Source organism: Geosporobacter subterraneus DSM 17957 (genome assembly GCF_900142145.1).
GTDB classification, from domain to species: Bacteria; Bacillota; Clostridia; order Peptostreptococcales; family Thermotaleaceae; genus Geosporobacter; species Geosporobacter subterraneus.
Genome location: NZ_FQZV01000004.1, coordinates 19,553 through 35,434, shown reverse-complemented (window position 1 = coordinate 35,434; position 15,882 = coordinate 19,553). Strand labels below are relative to the sequence as shown.

General features: G+C 40.5%; 15 protein-coding genes and 2 riboswitches. Of the genes, 1 reads left to right on the top strand and 14 read right to left on the bottom strand.

Annotated features, from left to right (window positions below):
- Positions 1-22 precede the first annotated feature (22 nt).
- From BUB56_RS01115 to mreB, 6 genes are all read right to left on the bottom strand, one after another.
- Complete coding sequence (locus BUB56_RS01115) at positions 23-931, bottom strand: NAD-dependent epimerase/dehydratase family protein (RefSeq protein ID WP_110939538.1); 909 nt, start codon at positions 929-931, stop codon at positions 23-25.
- Between the two features lie 542 nt (positions 932-1,473).
- On the bottom strand, positions 1,474-1,908 hold the full coding sequence (gene fabZ / locus BUB56_RS01110) for a 3-hydroxyacyl-ACP dehydratase FabZ (RefSeq protein ID WP_110939537.1): 435 nt from the start codon (positions 1,906-1,908) through the stop codon (positions 1,474-1,476).
- Positions 1,909-2,216: 308 nt separating this feature from the next.
- Positions 2,217-2,582, bottom strand: coding sequence for a rod-binding protein (locus BUB56_RS01105; protein ID WP_110939536.1), 366 nt, complete (start codon positions 2,580-2,582; stop codon positions 2,217-2,219).
- A 203-nt stretch (positions 2,583-2,785) separates the two neighbouring features.
- Positions 2,786-3,577 carry a flagellar basal-body rod protein FlgG gene (gene flgG, locus BUB56_RS01100; protein ID WP_207650377.1) on the bottom strand — a complete coding sequence of 264 codons (792 nt, stop codon included), beginning with the start codon at positions 3,575-3,577 and terminating at the stop codon, positions 2,786-2,788.
- 90 nt (positions 3,578-3,667) lie between these two features.
- Positions 3,668-4,744: a flagellar hook-basal body protein gene (locus tag BUB56_RS01095; RefSeq protein ID WP_110939534.1), complete on the bottom strand. Its 1,077-nt coding sequence runs from the start codon at positions 4,742-4,744 to the stop codon at positions 3,668-3,670.
- 673 nt (positions 4,745-5,417) lie between these two features.
- Complete coding sequence (gene mreB / locus BUB56_RS01090; protein WP_110939533.1) at positions 5,418-6,449, bottom strand: rod shape-determining protein; 1,032 nt, start codon at positions 6,447-6,449, stop codon at positions 5,418-5,420.
- Between the two features lie 231 nt (positions 6,450-6,680).
- Between mreB and spoIIID the strand changes: the two genes are divergently transcribed.
- Entirely contained in the window at positions 6,681-6,935 is a 255-nt protein-coding gene (gene spoIIID / locus BUB56_RS01085; protein ID WP_110939532.1) for a sporulation transcriptional regulator SpoIIID, read from the top strand.
- 438 nt (positions 6,936-7,373) lie between these two features.
- Here spoIIID and BUB56_RS01075 read toward each other — a convergent pair whose 3' ends face one another.
- The 8 genes from BUB56_RS01075 to BUB56_RS01040 all read right to left on the bottom strand — a co-directional run.
- Positions 7,374-8,216, bottom strand: a complete 843-nt coding sequence (locus tag BUB56_RS01075) for a M23 family metallopeptidase (RefSeq protein ID WP_190014025.1) — start codon at positions 8,214-8,216, stop codon at positions 7,374-7,376.
- A 192-nt stretch (positions 8,217-8,408) separates the two neighbouring features.
- On the bottom strand, positions 8,409-9,395 hold the full coding sequence (gene spoIID, locus BUB56_RS01070) for a stage II sporulation protein D (protein WP_110939529.1): 987 nt from the start codon (positions 9,393-9,395) through the stop codon (positions 8,409-8,411).
- A 581-nt stretch (positions 9,396-9,976) separates the two neighbouring features.
- Entirely contained in the window at positions 9,977-11,233 is a 1,257-nt protein-coding gene (murA, locus tag BUB56_RS01065) for a UDP-N-acetylglucosamine 1-carboxyvinyltransferase (protein WP_110939528.1), read from the bottom strand.
- A 281-nt stretch (positions 11,234-11,514) separates the two neighbouring features.
- Positions 11,515-12,267, bottom strand: coding sequence for a YwmB family TATA-box binding protein (locus BUB56_RS01060; protein ID WP_110939527.1), 753 nt, complete (start codon positions 12,265-12,267; stop codon positions 11,515-11,517).
- A gap of 179 nt (positions 12,268-12,446) precedes the next feature.
- Positions 12,447-13,010, bottom strand: coding sequence for a DUF1694 domain-containing protein (locus BUB56_RS01055; RefSeq protein WP_190014024.1), 564 nt, complete (start codon positions 13,008-13,010; stop codon positions 12,447-12,449).
- Between the two features lie 179 nt (positions 13,011-13,189).
- Complete coding sequence (locus BUB56_RS01050; RefSeq protein WP_110939525.1) at positions 13,190-13,990, bottom strand: transglutaminase-like domain-containing protein; 801 nt, start codon at positions 13,988-13,990, stop codon at positions 13,190-13,192.
- A gap of 14 nt (positions 13,991-14,004) precedes the next feature.
- Positions 14,005-14,089, bottom strand: a riboswitch (cyclic di-GMP riboswitch).
- Between the two features lie 68 nt (positions 14,090-14,157).
- A riboswitch (cyclic di-GMP riboswitch) is annotated at positions 14,158-14,242 on the bottom strand.
- Positions 14,243-14,812: 570 nt separating this feature from the next.
- Positions 14,813-15,484, bottom strand: a complete 672-nt coding sequence (locus BUB56_RS01045) for a class D sortase (RefSeq protein ID WP_110939524.1) — start codon at positions 15,482-15,484, stop codon at positions 14,813-14,815.
- A gap of 101 nt (positions 15,485-15,585) precedes the next feature.
- Positions 15,586-15,882: LPXTG cell wall anchor domain-containing protein (locus BUB56_RS01040; RefSeq protein ID WP_190014023.1), on the bottom strand; the 297-nt coding region annotated here is incomplete at its 5' end.

Genomic DNA, 15,882 nt, shown 5'->3' with positions numbered 1-15,882 from the left:
GGACCCGCACAGGGGCCGTTTCCTAGATTTCTGGTTGAAGCATTTCTGTCAGCCCTGCTTTAAGGCTGTATTGAGGCTTCCAATTTAATTGTACCATTGCTTTTCCATTGTCCAGTGTGCTGTGAGGAATGTCCCCTGGACGGACAGGCCCGTATTGCACCTCTCCTTGAAATCCCAGAAGCTGCCTCATTGCATCAAACAGTTGATTTACTGTGGTCTTTTCATTGGTGCTGATGTTAAAGGTTTCATTATCTCCTTGGGTTAGCGCTTGAAGATTGGCCTGTGCAACATCTCTCACATAGACATAGTCCCGGGTTTGTTCCCCATCGCCAAATATTCTTGGAGCTTGCCCCGTTGACATGAGATGCTGGAAGATGGCTACTACCCCGCCTTCCCCTTCATAGGCTTGTCTAGGCCCATAAACATTGGCATAACGAAGGATCGTATGCTTAAGATCGTAGAGACTGCTGTATACACGGATGTACTGCTCCGGTGCAAACTTTGAAATCCCATAATAAGACATTGGTTCAATGGAATGCTTCTCATCCACCGGTAAATAGGCAGGCTCCCCATATACAGCCGCCGATGATGCATATATGATTTTTTTTACTCCATACTTAACACAGTTTTCCAAAATATTGATCGTCCCTAATATATTGATATCTCCGTCTAGAACAGGGGTTTTGATGGATGTCTGCACATCGATCTGGGCTGCGTGGTGTACAACGAAGTCAGGTTTCTCCTTCTCAAAGACTTCGCCTAAAGAATCACTTCTAATATCCATATGATAAAACCTGGCGGATTTATTCATATTCTCCAACTTTCCAGTAGACAAATTATCGATGATGATGACTTCAAAACCTTCAGAGATCAGTAAATCTGACACATGAGACCCAATAAAGCCAGCTCCGCCCGTTACCAATACCTTCATGTGCTTTTTCCTCTTTTCTATGTAAATTTTATGGGTTTATGTTTTCTCATTCCCTATTATACCATGAAGCCTAAATAAAAAATCAAAAAAAGAGCAATAAAAAGGATTCCTTCTTATTGCATTTTGCGCTTATATTCTTCGGAATGACGAGGGCGTCATTCCCTACATTTCTTAATACCCTACTTTATATCGATTTACGCCTCTATAAAGAAACATAATCGTAGGGAACAGCCATAGGCGTTAACTTAACCCATAATTTGTCATCCTGAGCGGAGTAAAACGGAGTCGAAGGATCTTTCAGCTAGGTGATATATTCTGATAATCAAAAGTAATTTTGCATATGTTCCACAAGATTCTTCGCTAACGCTCAGAATGACATATTTCTAAGGTTGATTTACAAATATTTGGATTACATTGGTGCCTATGGGGAACAGCCCCTGTGTCGTCCCGAAAAAGCGGGCAGACACATAGGTTGTCCCCTACAAAATAACATCTTGTTGTAGACGCGTAAATCTCTAATCCTAAGATATATCTAAGATTATTTATTTTGGTGTATCCACTAAAGCAAACATCAGCACACCCTTGCAGGCTACTTCATCGCCTACATAAGCTACAGCCTGGGCCTTGCCGATATTGCGTTTTACAGCGATCATCTCTACTTCCATCCTTAGGGTATCTCCCGGAACCACTTGTCTTTTAAATCGCAGTTCATCGATTCCCGTAAATACTCCCAGCTTGCCCTTATTGGCTTCAAGACATAGCATAGAGGCAGCACCCACCTGTGCCATGGCTTCCACAATCAAAACCCCAGGCATAATGGGATTTCCTGGAAAATGTCCTTGAAAAAAAGGTTCATTGATGGTTACATTTTTTATCCCTACGGCCTTTTTACCCGGCTCCAACTCTAGGATTTTGTCTACCAGCAAAAATGGATACCGGTGAGGTATGATTTTTTGAATGTCTACGCTATTTAACATTTGATCCACTCCTTTATAGATATAAACTAACAGATCCTACTAGTTAATATTCGCTAATCAGAAGAAAATACAAGAAGTAATTTTCCAGATGATCTTCTATAGATGTGTGATTGAGAAATCTAATATTCAGCAGAATGGCACAGAGGCCGTTCCCTACATAAGTTTAAAATAGGAAGCAGGGATCGACGCCCTCGTCGATCCGCGTACAAATTAGGATGCTCAGTCACATACCAACGACTAGCATAACTGATTAAATTAAATAAAGGGGTATAAAACCCCTTCTAAATTATTAAAATTTTTTTTAGTTTTTATTCTTCACCATCTATTTTTTTGATTTTCATCGTTCTAGACAGCTGACTATACATCTGTTTGGCCAAGCCGATTCCTTGCCCTTTAGACACCTCATCTGCCATCTTTTCATCAAACATGCCTTCGAAAATCTCCCTCGGATAGCTTTTTTCAATAAATCCGCCTTCCGGTATAGAATTTCGCATATTTTTTAAAAGCATATTGATGAATACAGACTCAAACTGCCGGCAAGCATCCATCAGTTTCTTTTCATCCTGGCTTTTTTGTGCCTGTTCCAGCAGGTTTTTGAACTCTTCTGTTTTTACTTCTTCTTTTTTGTTCTTTATATCCACCTGGTGAATGGGTAGATTTCCATCAATTTTCATTTGCTTCTCTCCCTATAGATATCGATGCACGTTGCACGTTACCCGTAAAAACCTCTAAAACCTATTTTATGTGCAACCTACACAGATAAACTCCTATTTCCATTCTAATTGACTATTTTTCTCGATTGCGTATACATACTGAGTTCATTGATAGGTTTATATTTTACGTCCAACGAAAAACATGTATCGTGTAACGGCTTTTATTATCTTCTAAGGTTATTAGCCTGTTCCAGCATCTGATCAGCTGTCTGGATAGATTTTGAATTGATTTCATAGGCCCTTTGTGCCGTGATCAGCTTAATCATCTCTTCTACTACCTGCACATTGGAGGTTTCCAAAAATCCCTGCAATACCTTTCCCGCTTCTCCTTCAATAGCCTCTATCGCTTCCCCTGATGCAGTGGTTTGCACATAAAGATTCTTGCCTTTACTCTCCAGCCCTGCGGGATTTGCAAAGGTCACGAGGGTCAGTTGCCCGATTTCTTCGATTTCCTCTTCCCCTTTTCGCTTCACAGAAATCACGCCATTTTGAGAGATCATAATATCTGCAATATCGGTACCCAGCTCTACATCTCCTGCATCGCTTTGCACAAAATAACCGTCGGAAGTAACCAATCTTGCTTCATCATCAATGATACTCAATTTAAAGCTTCCATCCTTGGTATAGAATAAGTTGTCATTTTCATCTCTTACTACGAAGAACCCGTCTCCCTCTATGGCAAGATCCAGGTTATTATTTGTCTGTTCAAAATTCCCGGCTAAGAAGGATCTGGTGGTGGCAATCGGCATTACCCCATGGCCTACTTCCAGGTTTACGGGTTTCCCTTCTCCCTGATCCAGATTTGTTCTGCTCAATGTTTCATATAAAAGGTCTTTGAATTCTACCCTTTGTTTCTTAAATCCCGTTGTATTTACATTGGCCAAGTTGTTGGCGATTGTATCCACATTTAGCTGCTGTGCTTTCATGCCAGATGCAGCGGTCCAAAGTGCACGCATGATTTTTTCCTCCTCTTTTTGTTTGAATTCTATAGAGACATTTATTTTTTATCAAATAAAGTATTTGCTGTCATTGTTGCACGTTACGCGTTACACTTTCCCAACCTCATTAACTACCTTATGCAGGGTATCGTCATAAGCTTTGATCATTCGCTGATTGGATTCATAGTTTCGGAAAAGGGTGATCATTTCGATCATTTCCTTGACAGCATCTACGTTGGAATTCTCTAAGAAGCCTTGCAGCACCTGTCCTGAGAAGGGTTGTGCTTCCGCTTCAGTACCAGCTGCCATTCTGTACAGATTGCTGCCTTCTTTTCGCATATCCCTTAGGTTTTGTATGTCCACAATATTTAACTGATCCATCCACTGATCGTCAGCAAAGATTTCTCCTCTTTCTGACACAGATACCTTTGTCCCTTCGATGAGGATCGGGCCATTGCTGCCTAGTACTCTATATCCTTCTGACGTCACCAGCTCGTTATTTGCATTGAGTTTAAAGGAGCCGTCACGGGTATACTTTACTCCCTCTGGAGTTTCTATCTGAAAAAAGCCTCTACCCTTTAGGGCAAAATCCAGCTGATTATCGGTTTCAAAAATCTGCCCTTGATCATAGTTGATTTCAATCTTATCTAATCTTACCCCTGAATTTAGTGTACCGATAACTGGAGGAGGAGCCAGCATTACCAGGTTGTCTACAATATTTCCATCCACCAATACCTGGCCTCTGTTATTGATTTCTAAGGCTGCATCTCCTACATATACAGGGCCTCTGTTTCCTAAGACTAAATATCCTGCAGCGGTGTCGATATTGCCATCCTGATCCCGGTAATATGTACTTAAGTAGCCATCTTCGTTTACAGCGAAATTCAACATCTTTTCGTAGCTGACCCCGTTAAAGGTCTTTGTTCTGAAGAAGCCGCCTGTAGTACTTACCTGATAACCACCATTTTCTTCTTGCGTTACTTCCACTCCCCGAAAGCCTTCTCTTCCTGCATAATCTACTGGAGAATTTATTTTCTTAATAAGTACCTCCGGAAAGGTTTCTGATATAACCAAATCCTTCTTATAACCAGTGGTGTTAATATTGGCAAGATTATTGGTGATAACATCCATTTTCTTATTATTTGTTGTCATGGCTGACGTAGCTGTATAAAGGCCTCTTAACATAGGATTTCAACTCCTTAGTATAATCCATATTTAGGTGAAAAAGTAAACTCTATAAAAAAACTCTAGTTTTACTTATAGGATATATTCATCTTTTCGTTATCCTTACGACGAGTTGGTGGAAAACAAAAGGCCAAAAAATCCTTTAAAAACATACATTATTCCATACTTCTACATATATATCGGCACCTTTATAATAAATCTTTAGAAAAAAATAAAAACTGTCGTTAACTAAAACACAGTTTTTATTCCTTCGTTGTATTAGACAAAGGCCAGTAAATGATATATGTAGGGGATGACCCTTGTGTCGTCCCGAAAAAGCGGACAGACACGCAGGTCTGCCCCCATAGGCGTCAACTTAACCCATAATTTGTCATCCTGAGCGGAGTAAAAGGGAGTCGAAGGATCTTTAAGCTAGATGACATATTCTGATAATCAAAAGCAATCTTGCTTATGTTCTATCAGATTCTTCGCTAACGCTCAGAATGACATGCTTCTAAGGTTTATTTTGAAATATTTAGATTAAGTTGACGCCTACGGGTCTGCCCCTACAATAATACTTTTATTTCTAATGGCGTAAACCTATAAAACCTGTTATAACTAAATTTTACATTAACCTTTAAGATAGATCTTATATCTTTATCTGGCAACGGGTAACGGGTAAAACCCAACGAATTTATCTCAGCCTTTTAAAGTTTCGGCTGCTCATCATACTTTTCTCTAGTATATGGATCGATTCAAGAGACATGCCTGTTCCCTTTGCTACACAGGACACAGCATCTTCGGCGATGTAGGTCACAATACCTGTTCTCTTTTCAATTAGCTTGTTTAATCCATTTAACAGGGATCCTCCACCGGTCATAACAATTCCCCGGTCGCTGATATCTGCCGCCAGCTCTGGAGGAGTCTTTTCCAGTACGGCGTGGACGGCGTCGGCAATGGCGGTTACCGGTTCCTCTAACGCCTCCAGCATTTCTTCTGATGTAACCGTGATCGTCTTTGGCAGACCAGATACTAAGTCACGTCCTCGACACTCCCTCGTTGCATTCTGCACCCTTGGATAAGCAGTTCCAATACTTATCTTAAGATCTTCGGCGGTTCTCTCTCCAATCAAAAGATTGTGCTTCTTACGCATGTACCTCACAATAGACTCGTCAAACTTGTCTCCTGCAACCTTGATAGACTCGCTGACTACAATGCCTCCTAGGGAAATTACAGCAATATCGGCGGTTCCTCCACCAATATCCACTACCATGTTTCCATCAGGCTTAGAGATATCCAAACCGGCACCGATGGCTGCAGCAATCGGTTCTTCGATTAAATAGGTGATTCCTCCCCCGGCTTCTGTGGTGGCATCAATAACCGCTCTCTTTTCTACCTCTGTCACCCCGCTGGGTACGCACACGATGATCTTTGGTTTGAAAAATCTTCTCTTCCCGCAGGTTTTATGTATAAAATAGCGCAACATTCTTTCTGTAACTTCATAGTCAGAAATTACACCATCTTTCAGTGGACGAATGGCAACAATATTCCCAGGCGTTCTTCCTAGCATTCTTCTGGCCTCTACTCCTACTGCCAGAAGCTGGTTCGTGTTTTTATCAATAGCAACTACTGAGGGTTCTTGAAGTACAATTCCTTTCCCCTTTATAAATACCAGTACACTGGCCGTTCCCAAGTCAATACCTATTTCTGTACCAAATCCAAACATTCCTCATCACCTTCCATTTTGCCCACCGCTCATCTTAAATAGCGATTTAATTTATCTTAATTTGACAATATTCATAGTCTCAAACAGTATTCATATTCTACATTGTTTTCATAATTCCTCTATTTCAGAAAAAAATTATAATATATATTTTCCCCTTGTTTTTCAGTTCTACAGTACCATATCCCAGCATATTATTTAACAAAGGAATCATCCAAAAAGGGGGTTAAGTAAGTGAAAGACTACATAGAAGAAAGAGCAATGGAGATCGCTGAATATATAATAAATCAAAAAGCTACCGTACGCCAGACAGCCAAAGTCTTTGGAGTAAGTAAAAGTACAGTACATAAAGATGTAACCGAAAGACTTCCTAAGATAAACCCTCTTGTGGCAAATCAGGTTAAGCGGATTCTCGACAAGAACAAGGCAGAAAGACATATTCGAGGAGGCAAAGCTACGAAACTAAAATATCGCAACAGCCACGAATAGGAAGTCAGGACAACATCAGATGCGCTAAAATCCTATAGAGGTGCTTATAGATAAAAACAGGGTATCATTACCCTGTTTTATATTTTTCTTCATCAAAGTACTACGTTTATAATCTGCAATATACGTAATGAACACTTCTAGAGTGATGCGACATAAAGTGTGGGGTTGGGTCTCTTTGGAGGTCACTGAAAAAGTCAAGATTTGTCATTCTGAATGAAATGTAATGAAATGAAGGATCTTATAAAATGCTTAAATGCTCAGATCCTTCGCTGCGCTCAGGATGACAGCCATGTTATTCACCCTGATATGGGAATTTTTCAGCAGCCTTTCTCTGTGTCTAAGCGGATAAAAGTCCTAACCCACGCTGGCGGCCATGGAAGCCTGCCACGACAATAACAACAAAAACAAGGATTTGTAGAGAAACCGCCTATATTCAAGCTAGTTCTTCGGCAGAAACTTGTTTGGATCTACATGTTCACCATCTACCAATACTTCAAAATGCAGATGGGGTTCCTCGGATATTTCAAAAAGTGCACTTCTTCCTACCCCGCTGATAATCTGCCCCTTTTCTACCTTGTCCCCTACTTTGACCATACTTCCTGTACTAAGGTTTGCATATTTTGTTACCAGTTCTCCCTCGTGGGCAATGGTAATCGTAATTCCCATTCTTGAATCAACCACAACCTCTATAACCTCACCGGCTAAGGCTGCCACTACCGGAGTGTTTTCCGGCGCAATAATATCCACGCCATAATGAGTGGTATAATGATCCAGGGTCTTGGAATACACCAGACTATTGGCAGCATAATCCATTCCTTTTTCCCCCACTACAGGCATTTTAAAGGTAGTCTTTGCAGTTGCAGTTTGTGCAGCGTTTGCAGGTACTGCAGCAGGTTTAGCACTGGTTTGCTTCACAGGTTTAGCTGCCTGCTTTACAGGCTGTTGAACTGGTGTTTGTGCTTCCTGCTTAGCCATCACCTCTTCGGCATCTTCCTTCTCTTCCACTACCACAACGGGAGCCTCATCCTGTGCTTCCGTAGCGGTTCCCGAATCCGGAAGTTCCTCGTCAAAGGGCAGCATCGGCCGCTGCAAATCGTCTACTGCAAGACGATCAATATTGGTCTTTGTTACCCAAACAGCTGTAGTTGCTACAATACATACACATAAGAACAAAATGATATAAAATCCTTCTTTGTCAAGAAATTTATAGATACTACTTTCTTTTCTTTTTTCTGCATCCTCTGATTTTTTATTTCTAAAAAACAGTTTTTTTCTATCCATGTATATGCCACCTCCATCTTGTATTGTTGCCAATTTAGAGGATTTCATACATGTTATATAAAAAAACGCTTACTGGTTACTGGTTACTGGTTACTGGTTACTGGTTACTGGTTACTGGTTACTGGTTACTGGTTACTGGGATTGTAGATTACATATACTCTTTGCGTCAAGTCTATTATTTATGATGAAATCTTAATTCCTCAGTTTTTCTATTTCTACCCCTTGGTAATAGTGCTTTAGAATTTCTTCATAGGTATGTCCCTGTTCTGCCATACCGTTGGCCCCCCACTGACTCATGCCAACACCGTGACCATAGCCTACAGTCCTAAACTCTATGTCACGTCCTTTAAAAGCAAGGGTGAAATTGGCAGAACGCAAGCCTAACAGGTCTCTGATTTCCCGCCCTGTAAGAACCTTATTGCCTACCTGTATCTTCAAAATTCTTCCGCCTTCGCTTTTTTCCAGAATTTTAATTGCTGTCGATATCGTTGATTCTTTGATGTCACAATCCTTATATTTGCCCTTTATCTTTGAAACAAATGCAGCTGCAGATACAGTCTGCCGGTCCGTCAGATAAGGGGCTTTATCCTCGAAAGGACTATCTACGCTGCGTAAATAGGGTACCGCTGATACAAATACATCCTCCGAATTTTCTGTTCTTCCCCCGCTGGTGGAGTGAAACAGCGGCTGATTCACCGGTTTACCGTCATAGGTCATGATCATTCCCCGGGTTTCTTCAACTGCCTGCTCGATCCTGGGCCAATAGTCCTTCATCCAGTATTTAGATTTTATCTCCCTCAACTTATCTTTTGAATACCACACTTGACAATGGATGCTGTCACAAAGCTCTGCTTGCGGATGGTTGGGATTTCCGGATTCACGAAACTGATTCACTCTGGATATGGCATAGCTGCGGGCAGCTACTGCTTGCGCTTTCAATGCCTCTATTTCAAAGGATGCGGGCATTTCACCTGCAATAACCCCTTTTACATACTCCTCCAGTTCGATCTCCACCACAGTTTTTGTTTGTTGACTGAATACATGAACCATACGCTGGCTTTCCACTACCTCTTGTTCTTCTAGCTTAGGCGTTGACAGATCACAGCTTTGGATCAAAACCATTGGTATTAAAATGGTGGTCACCAACATGCCAATGAGCACAAAAAAAATACTCCGCATTCCTTTTCCCCCTTTGTTGTTGTCCTGTAAATCGCCGATGGCTCTTATATTATATGAGGGTCCGGGAGGGAATATGATAAAGTTATTCGTCTTTAGCTGTTAGCAATGTAGAGTTGGGTCCATAGGCGTCAACTTAACCCATAATTTGTCATCCTGAGCAGAGTAAAACGAAGCCGAAGGATCTTTAAGCTAGATGATATATTCTGATAATCAAAAGTAATCTTGCTTATGTTCTATAAGATTCTTCGCTAACGCTCAGAATGACATGCTTCTAAGGTTTATTTGGAAATATTTAGATTAAGTTGACGCCTATGGGGTTAGGTCTCTGCGCTCAACCGGATGAAAGGTCTAGCACATGCTGGCAGCCATGGAAACCTGCCACTACTGTCCTACTGAGCGCCAGCGAAGGATCTAAGTATTTAAGCGCTTTTAGAGATTCTTCATTTCACTACGTTTCATTCAGAATGACAGAACCTGGACTTTTTCAGTGGCCTCCGTACCCTGTTGGTCCGCAATTTTTCATTGTTTTTCTGCCTATTTCCCGGGAAATAGAAAAAATGTGTCGTGTGACGACACATTTTTCAATCCTCAGATCGATAAATTTTAGCTCCAAGCTGTCTTAATTTGTCCTCGATGCCAACATAACCGCGTTCAATATGATAAATATCTCCAATTTCAGTTTTTCCATCGGCTATAAGTCCGGCTAATATTAGTGCTGCCCCTGCTCTTAAATCTGTTGCAGTAACTTGGGCTCCTTGCAGTTTATCCACACCCTGCACTACGGCGCTTCTGCCCTCAATCTTGATATCTGCACCCATCCGCTTTAATTCCCCTGCGTGCATGAAGCGATTTTCAAATACGGTTTCTATGACCACACTGGTTCCTTTGGCAATGCTGAGCATCGCCATAAACTGAGCCTGCATGTCTGTAGGAAAACCCGGGTAAGGAAGAGTTTTGATATCTGTCGAATTTACGCCATTAAGTGCACGTACCCGAACATGATCACCATTCTCCTGTACCTCTACACCACATTCCTTCAGCTTGGCAATAATGGGTTTTAAGTGGTCTGGAAGTGCGTTGAGTACTGTGACATCTCCCCCTGTCATGGCTGCAGCCACCATATAGGTTCCTGCCTCCACCCGATCGGGAATCACCGCATGCCGTGTGCCTTTTAGTGCCTGTACTCCTTGTATCCTTATGGTATCTGTTCCGGCACCCTTGATCTGAGCCCCCATACCATTTAAATAGTTGGCCAAATCTACGATTTCCGGTTCCTCAGCTGCATTCTGAATAATGGTAATGCCCTCTGCCATTGTGGCAGCCATCATGATATTTTCTGTTGCACCCACACTGGGAAAGTCCAGGTAAATCTTATCTCCCACCAGCTTTTCGGCAGAGGCTTCTACATATCCATGCCCTACATCAATCTTTGCCCCTAGGGCATGAAATCCTTTTAAGTGTAAATCAATAGGTCTTGTCCCAATGGCACATCCTCCCGGAAGTGCAATACGCGCCCTTCCCATCCTTGCCAGCAGTGGACCCATTACCAAAAAAGATGCCCTCATTTTTCTAACCAATTCATAGGGGGCTTCAAAGTTATCTATCCGCGAAGAATTAATCTCTATGATTCCATTAGGTTTCTTTTTGATGTCGGAGCCAATCGATGTCAGCACTTCACAAATCACTTCTACATCCTTTAGTTCAGGTATATCCTCTAGGGTACAGTGTTCCTGAGCTAGAAGAGATGCAGCAATAATCGGCAAAACAGAATTCTTTGCTCCACTGACTCGGACTGTTCCCTTAAGGGGAGCGCTTTTTTCTACAATAATTTTTGCCACATCCGGTCCTCCTTTATGATTAGATTTTCTGTTATCTGTTTCTGTCCATCATCCTCCTTTTATTTCTACAAAACTTTCTAAAATCCTCTAGGAAAATATGCTCAGCTATTGTTATATGTTACAGCCATCAGACTCCTGTCATTCTGAATGAAACGAAGTGAAATGAAGAATCTATAAGATCTCTTAAAAATCTAGATTCTTCGCTGAGCTCAGAATGACACAGATAGTAGTAAATCAAAATACGAGGATTGTTTCAGGGCTTATTACAGCATAAGCTCTTTCTAATAGCCCATGGTAATCAATGGTGTCCCTATCCAAAGATAGGATTTATCTTCATAATCCTTATACCGCATGGCCAAATTAATATTCACACGATTTCCCCCGTAACGAATCCATTCCTTCACCTTACTGCTATATCCAACGATACTCATCACATTTCCTTCTTTGTATCCTTCGACTTCTTCTGCCTCCAGAGATTGCATCACCTTTTTCAAAACTGCTTGCCTTTCTTCAATACTCAAATTGCCTTCAAAGGTTCCTACCAGGCAGGTAGTAATATTCGTTTTTCCATAGGATTTCAGCAGATCCCTAAGCCTTTTGGTTAAATCATTAAGCTGCACCATTCTTTGATCATCATAAAAATCAATAATTATATGGGTTTCCCCAAGTTTTTCATACTGCTGTGATTGAATCTGCAGTGTAGCAGTAGTCCCCTCTTTAACTTTTCCAGTGATCCATACCTGAGTAAAATCCTCTTCCACATTGGATTCCAACTGCCCGTTTTCTAACTCCAGTTTTTCGGCAAGCTCCCAGCACCATTGAGTTGCCTCTTGCACATCAATAAACTGGTGATCGACAGCTGCGTGCCCATTGACATTCAGCTCAGCGAAACAGGCACCTGAAGCTTCAAAAGCTGCCTGGATCCCTTCTTCTTTAGAGGCTGCCCTTGTAGAATAGAAAGGCAGCAAAATTAAGTTGCATAATATAAGGATATAGAGTGCTATTCTCTTTTCATTTTTTCCCAATTCCCTCACCCGACAATACCTCTCTTCTTCACCAAATAATTAAGGGAAGAAAATAAGTTAGCAAATATGTTAAAGGGGGACGAAAACATATTTTCTATCTACTTTCTTCCCTTGTTAATAAAAGTATTGACGAGGGACTAAGGGAATATACATGCAATTCATGTTATTTTTTTAATAAATCAAGAGGGCTATATCATAACACCGTCTCGGCTGTTATCCTCACAGACACCACATTTAATCCCTACCATTTTGTCAAAAAAAGTGACTTCTTCGAACTCATCAAAGTAGATCGGCGCTTCCTTTTTCAACTCCTCCATATGTTCCTTGCAAAGCTTCTTGCTCTTTGACTGATAGAATTTTTCCGGCATTAAAGGCAGTTCTTCCAAAACTACTTCCTCTATATTCACTGCATGGTCACTGGCTAACACCAGTGCAATATCTCCCTTTTGATTAGGTGAATCCACAGATTTATAATCAAGATCATATTTTGCTGCCAACTCCATAAAAATACCGGCAATCCCCGGCACAACCTTTGCATTTAAAATCAGCTTTTTTGGTTTCAATGCTTTTATTTTCTCTTCCAGAATTTTTTTGGCTTCCCTTCGATGGATCTGATCTTCTTTCAAAGCAAATACTACCCTTTCGCGAAATTCTCCCAGCCATTTTCTTTTTTCATCTCCCTTTAGTTCCGGAATATTACCCAAAGCAATATCTAGATATCTCTCCAGTTCATTTAGTCTCTTATCGGTCATTCCATTCCCTCCTATTGGCATCGTTGACATAACCTTCTTTACATATTGCTGTTATGTCAATAAGATTATATGATCAGTATACCCATATTCGCTTTAAAAGTATCTAAACTAATATAAGATAGGAAAGCAGAACTTTCCTATTATATAAAAAAAGCCCCTTGCAACAAGGAGCCTATCTCTTAATATTCATTTACTTTTTCATAGATTTTTGCATCTTTCGCCATTGTATATTTTTTATTATTCTCAGCCACTTGAGAATCATAAGTTGTGTCGACTACTATCCATTTACCATTGATGAGTACTTCGTTCCAAGCATGATAGCCTACTGCATTTTTTGTATATCCCTTTACTAATTTAGTAGGAATATTTAGGCTTCTGAGCATTGCGGCAAACATGGAGGCGAAATCATAACAGATTCCTTTATTGCTTTCAAAGGTTTCATCTACTACAGGTACATAGTCTGTAGCCAAGTTACCTATTTTATCGTAGTCATATTTTACGTTTTTTACTACATACTCATAGACGATTTTGATTTTTTCTTCATCTGTTTTTGCGTTCTTCGTTAATTCCTTTGCTTTTGCAACAGCCTTTGTATTTTCATCCCATCGTACATTTTGAATAGAGTTTAGGTAAGTTTTATTTGGATCCTCAAGCTTTACATTGATACTGCTGCTTAGTACCTGCTTGTAGCTTTTACCTTCTACATTTTCCATAATGCTGATTTTGTATTGTCCGCTGTTTAATTGAAGGGGAAAGCTTTCAACAGATTCGTCACCCTTTAGATTATATACATATTGGGATTGATCCTTTTGTACTATAAGCTTTAACTTTTTGTTGCTGGCACTTAGGTATTTAACATTTACAACGCCTTGACTGCTCATGGAACTATCTATAAAGGAAGTCATGCTTTTTTCTGCAGCATATCCTATGTTTGTAAATATCATCATAAATCCGATGACAAAAACAACAAGCTTTTTCATTGGTTAACTCTCCTTTCGGTAGCACGGCTGCCACTCACTGATGTGAAAGGCCCTATGGCTTTGCGTCCCACCCTTTCGGATGGTTTGCCTTTATCGATGGAAAGCTGATCTTCCATCTGATTATATTCTTACTTTTCAGTTAATTTTTTCAAAATAAAAACTTCTCTTTCGGTAGCACGGCTGCCACTCGCTTTTGCGAAAGGCCCTATGGCTTTGCGTCCCACCCTTTCGGATGGTTTGCCCTTGTCGTTGACAAGTTAAATCTCTACAAATATTTACATTTTCTTAGTTAAATTTTACCACTGCTTGTACTATAAATCAACAAATTTTTGAAGAATCGTGGTAAATCCTCTAATTATTAAATACCCTGTCCAAGGTCTGCCAAACAAAGGACTTGAAAAAAATTCCCTTGGGAAATACCTCTTTCTTCTTTTAGTTTCATTGTTGTTTCATAGGCGTCAACTTAACCCATAATTTGTCATCCTGAGCGGAGTAAAACGGAGTCGAAGGATCTTTAAGCTAGATGATATATTCTGATAATCAAAAGTAATCTTGCTTATGTTCTATAAGATTCTTCGCTAACGCTCAGAATGACATGCTTCTAAGGTTTATTTGGAAATAATTGGATTGCGTTGACGCCTATGATTGTTGTTTTCATCTATATTTTTTACATGTCTGGATGATTTTAACAATGTATCCCTTCCTTCTATAAATTTCATATATTTTGTATACACGTGGAGTCATTATTGCTTAGAAAAAACTGCCAATATATATTTATATTTTGGCAGTCAAAGGATCACAGTGTAAAATGCTTTATCTCCTTTACTCCACTATTTTTGCCTGAATAATTAATCGATCGGTTGCCTTATATAGTGGATGACAGGTAATAAGTGTTAAAATCTTATCTTTTTTATTTCGTCTCAGAATCGATACATCTGTAGGCTTAACAACCACCTTATTAAATACCTCATAAGAATATTCTTTTCCTTGGGCAGTGATCATCACCCTGTCCCCAATCTCTATTTCATCCAGACGGTTAAAGAATCTTCCATAGGTATGGCTGCGGTGGGCAGCCAGAGCTGTATTTCCCACTTCTCCAATTTTTGTTGTTTCCTTCATCCATCCTGCACCTATCTTAAGGTTTTTCTGTGACGTTCCTTCCAGAATTGGCAGGTTGACTTTGATTTTATCAATTTTTAAAACACCGATAGGCTGAAGCACTTCTTTTGAATACTGCGGTTTTGGCGAAGACGGAGCAATTCCCTCTGCTGATGTCTCTTCTGAAGAAGGCTGGGGTTCTTCAGTAACTTCCTCTTGTGGCTCAGCTTCTACCGGCTCTGTGACATTTTCCGGTTCATTGGCAAATACATCATCCAAACTGCTATAATCTGACATTACCTTTTGCTGCCAATACCAGGTATAGGCCCGGTCCAGCAGCGGATAGGCTCCAATCAGCAAACCCAGGATAATAGATATAGCAGATAACTTTTTCATTTTAATCACTTCTCTTTCCTAAAAGAATAGGCTGGGAAGCGAATCTCCCAGCCTGACCTGTTCAATGGAGTATAACCCTTCCGTTATCTTCCATTATATCATTATTTTCTTTTCATTGTAACGCCTAAGGAAGTTAGCAATAACCCTAAACCGTAGAAGAGAATTGGTGCGGTTTCTCCTGTCTTTGGCAGTGCTGCGCCTAATGGAATCTCTTCCTCTGGGATATCTACTACCGGATCATCCTCCACTGGATCTGTTACGGTTGTAATGATCACCTCATCAGGAGTTGGGCCTAGAGGTGTTTCTTCATCCACTATAGTGGTTATAATGATCTCATCATCTGGGTCTCCTGGATCACCTGGGTCTCCTGGATCACCTGGATCACCTGGGTCTCCTGG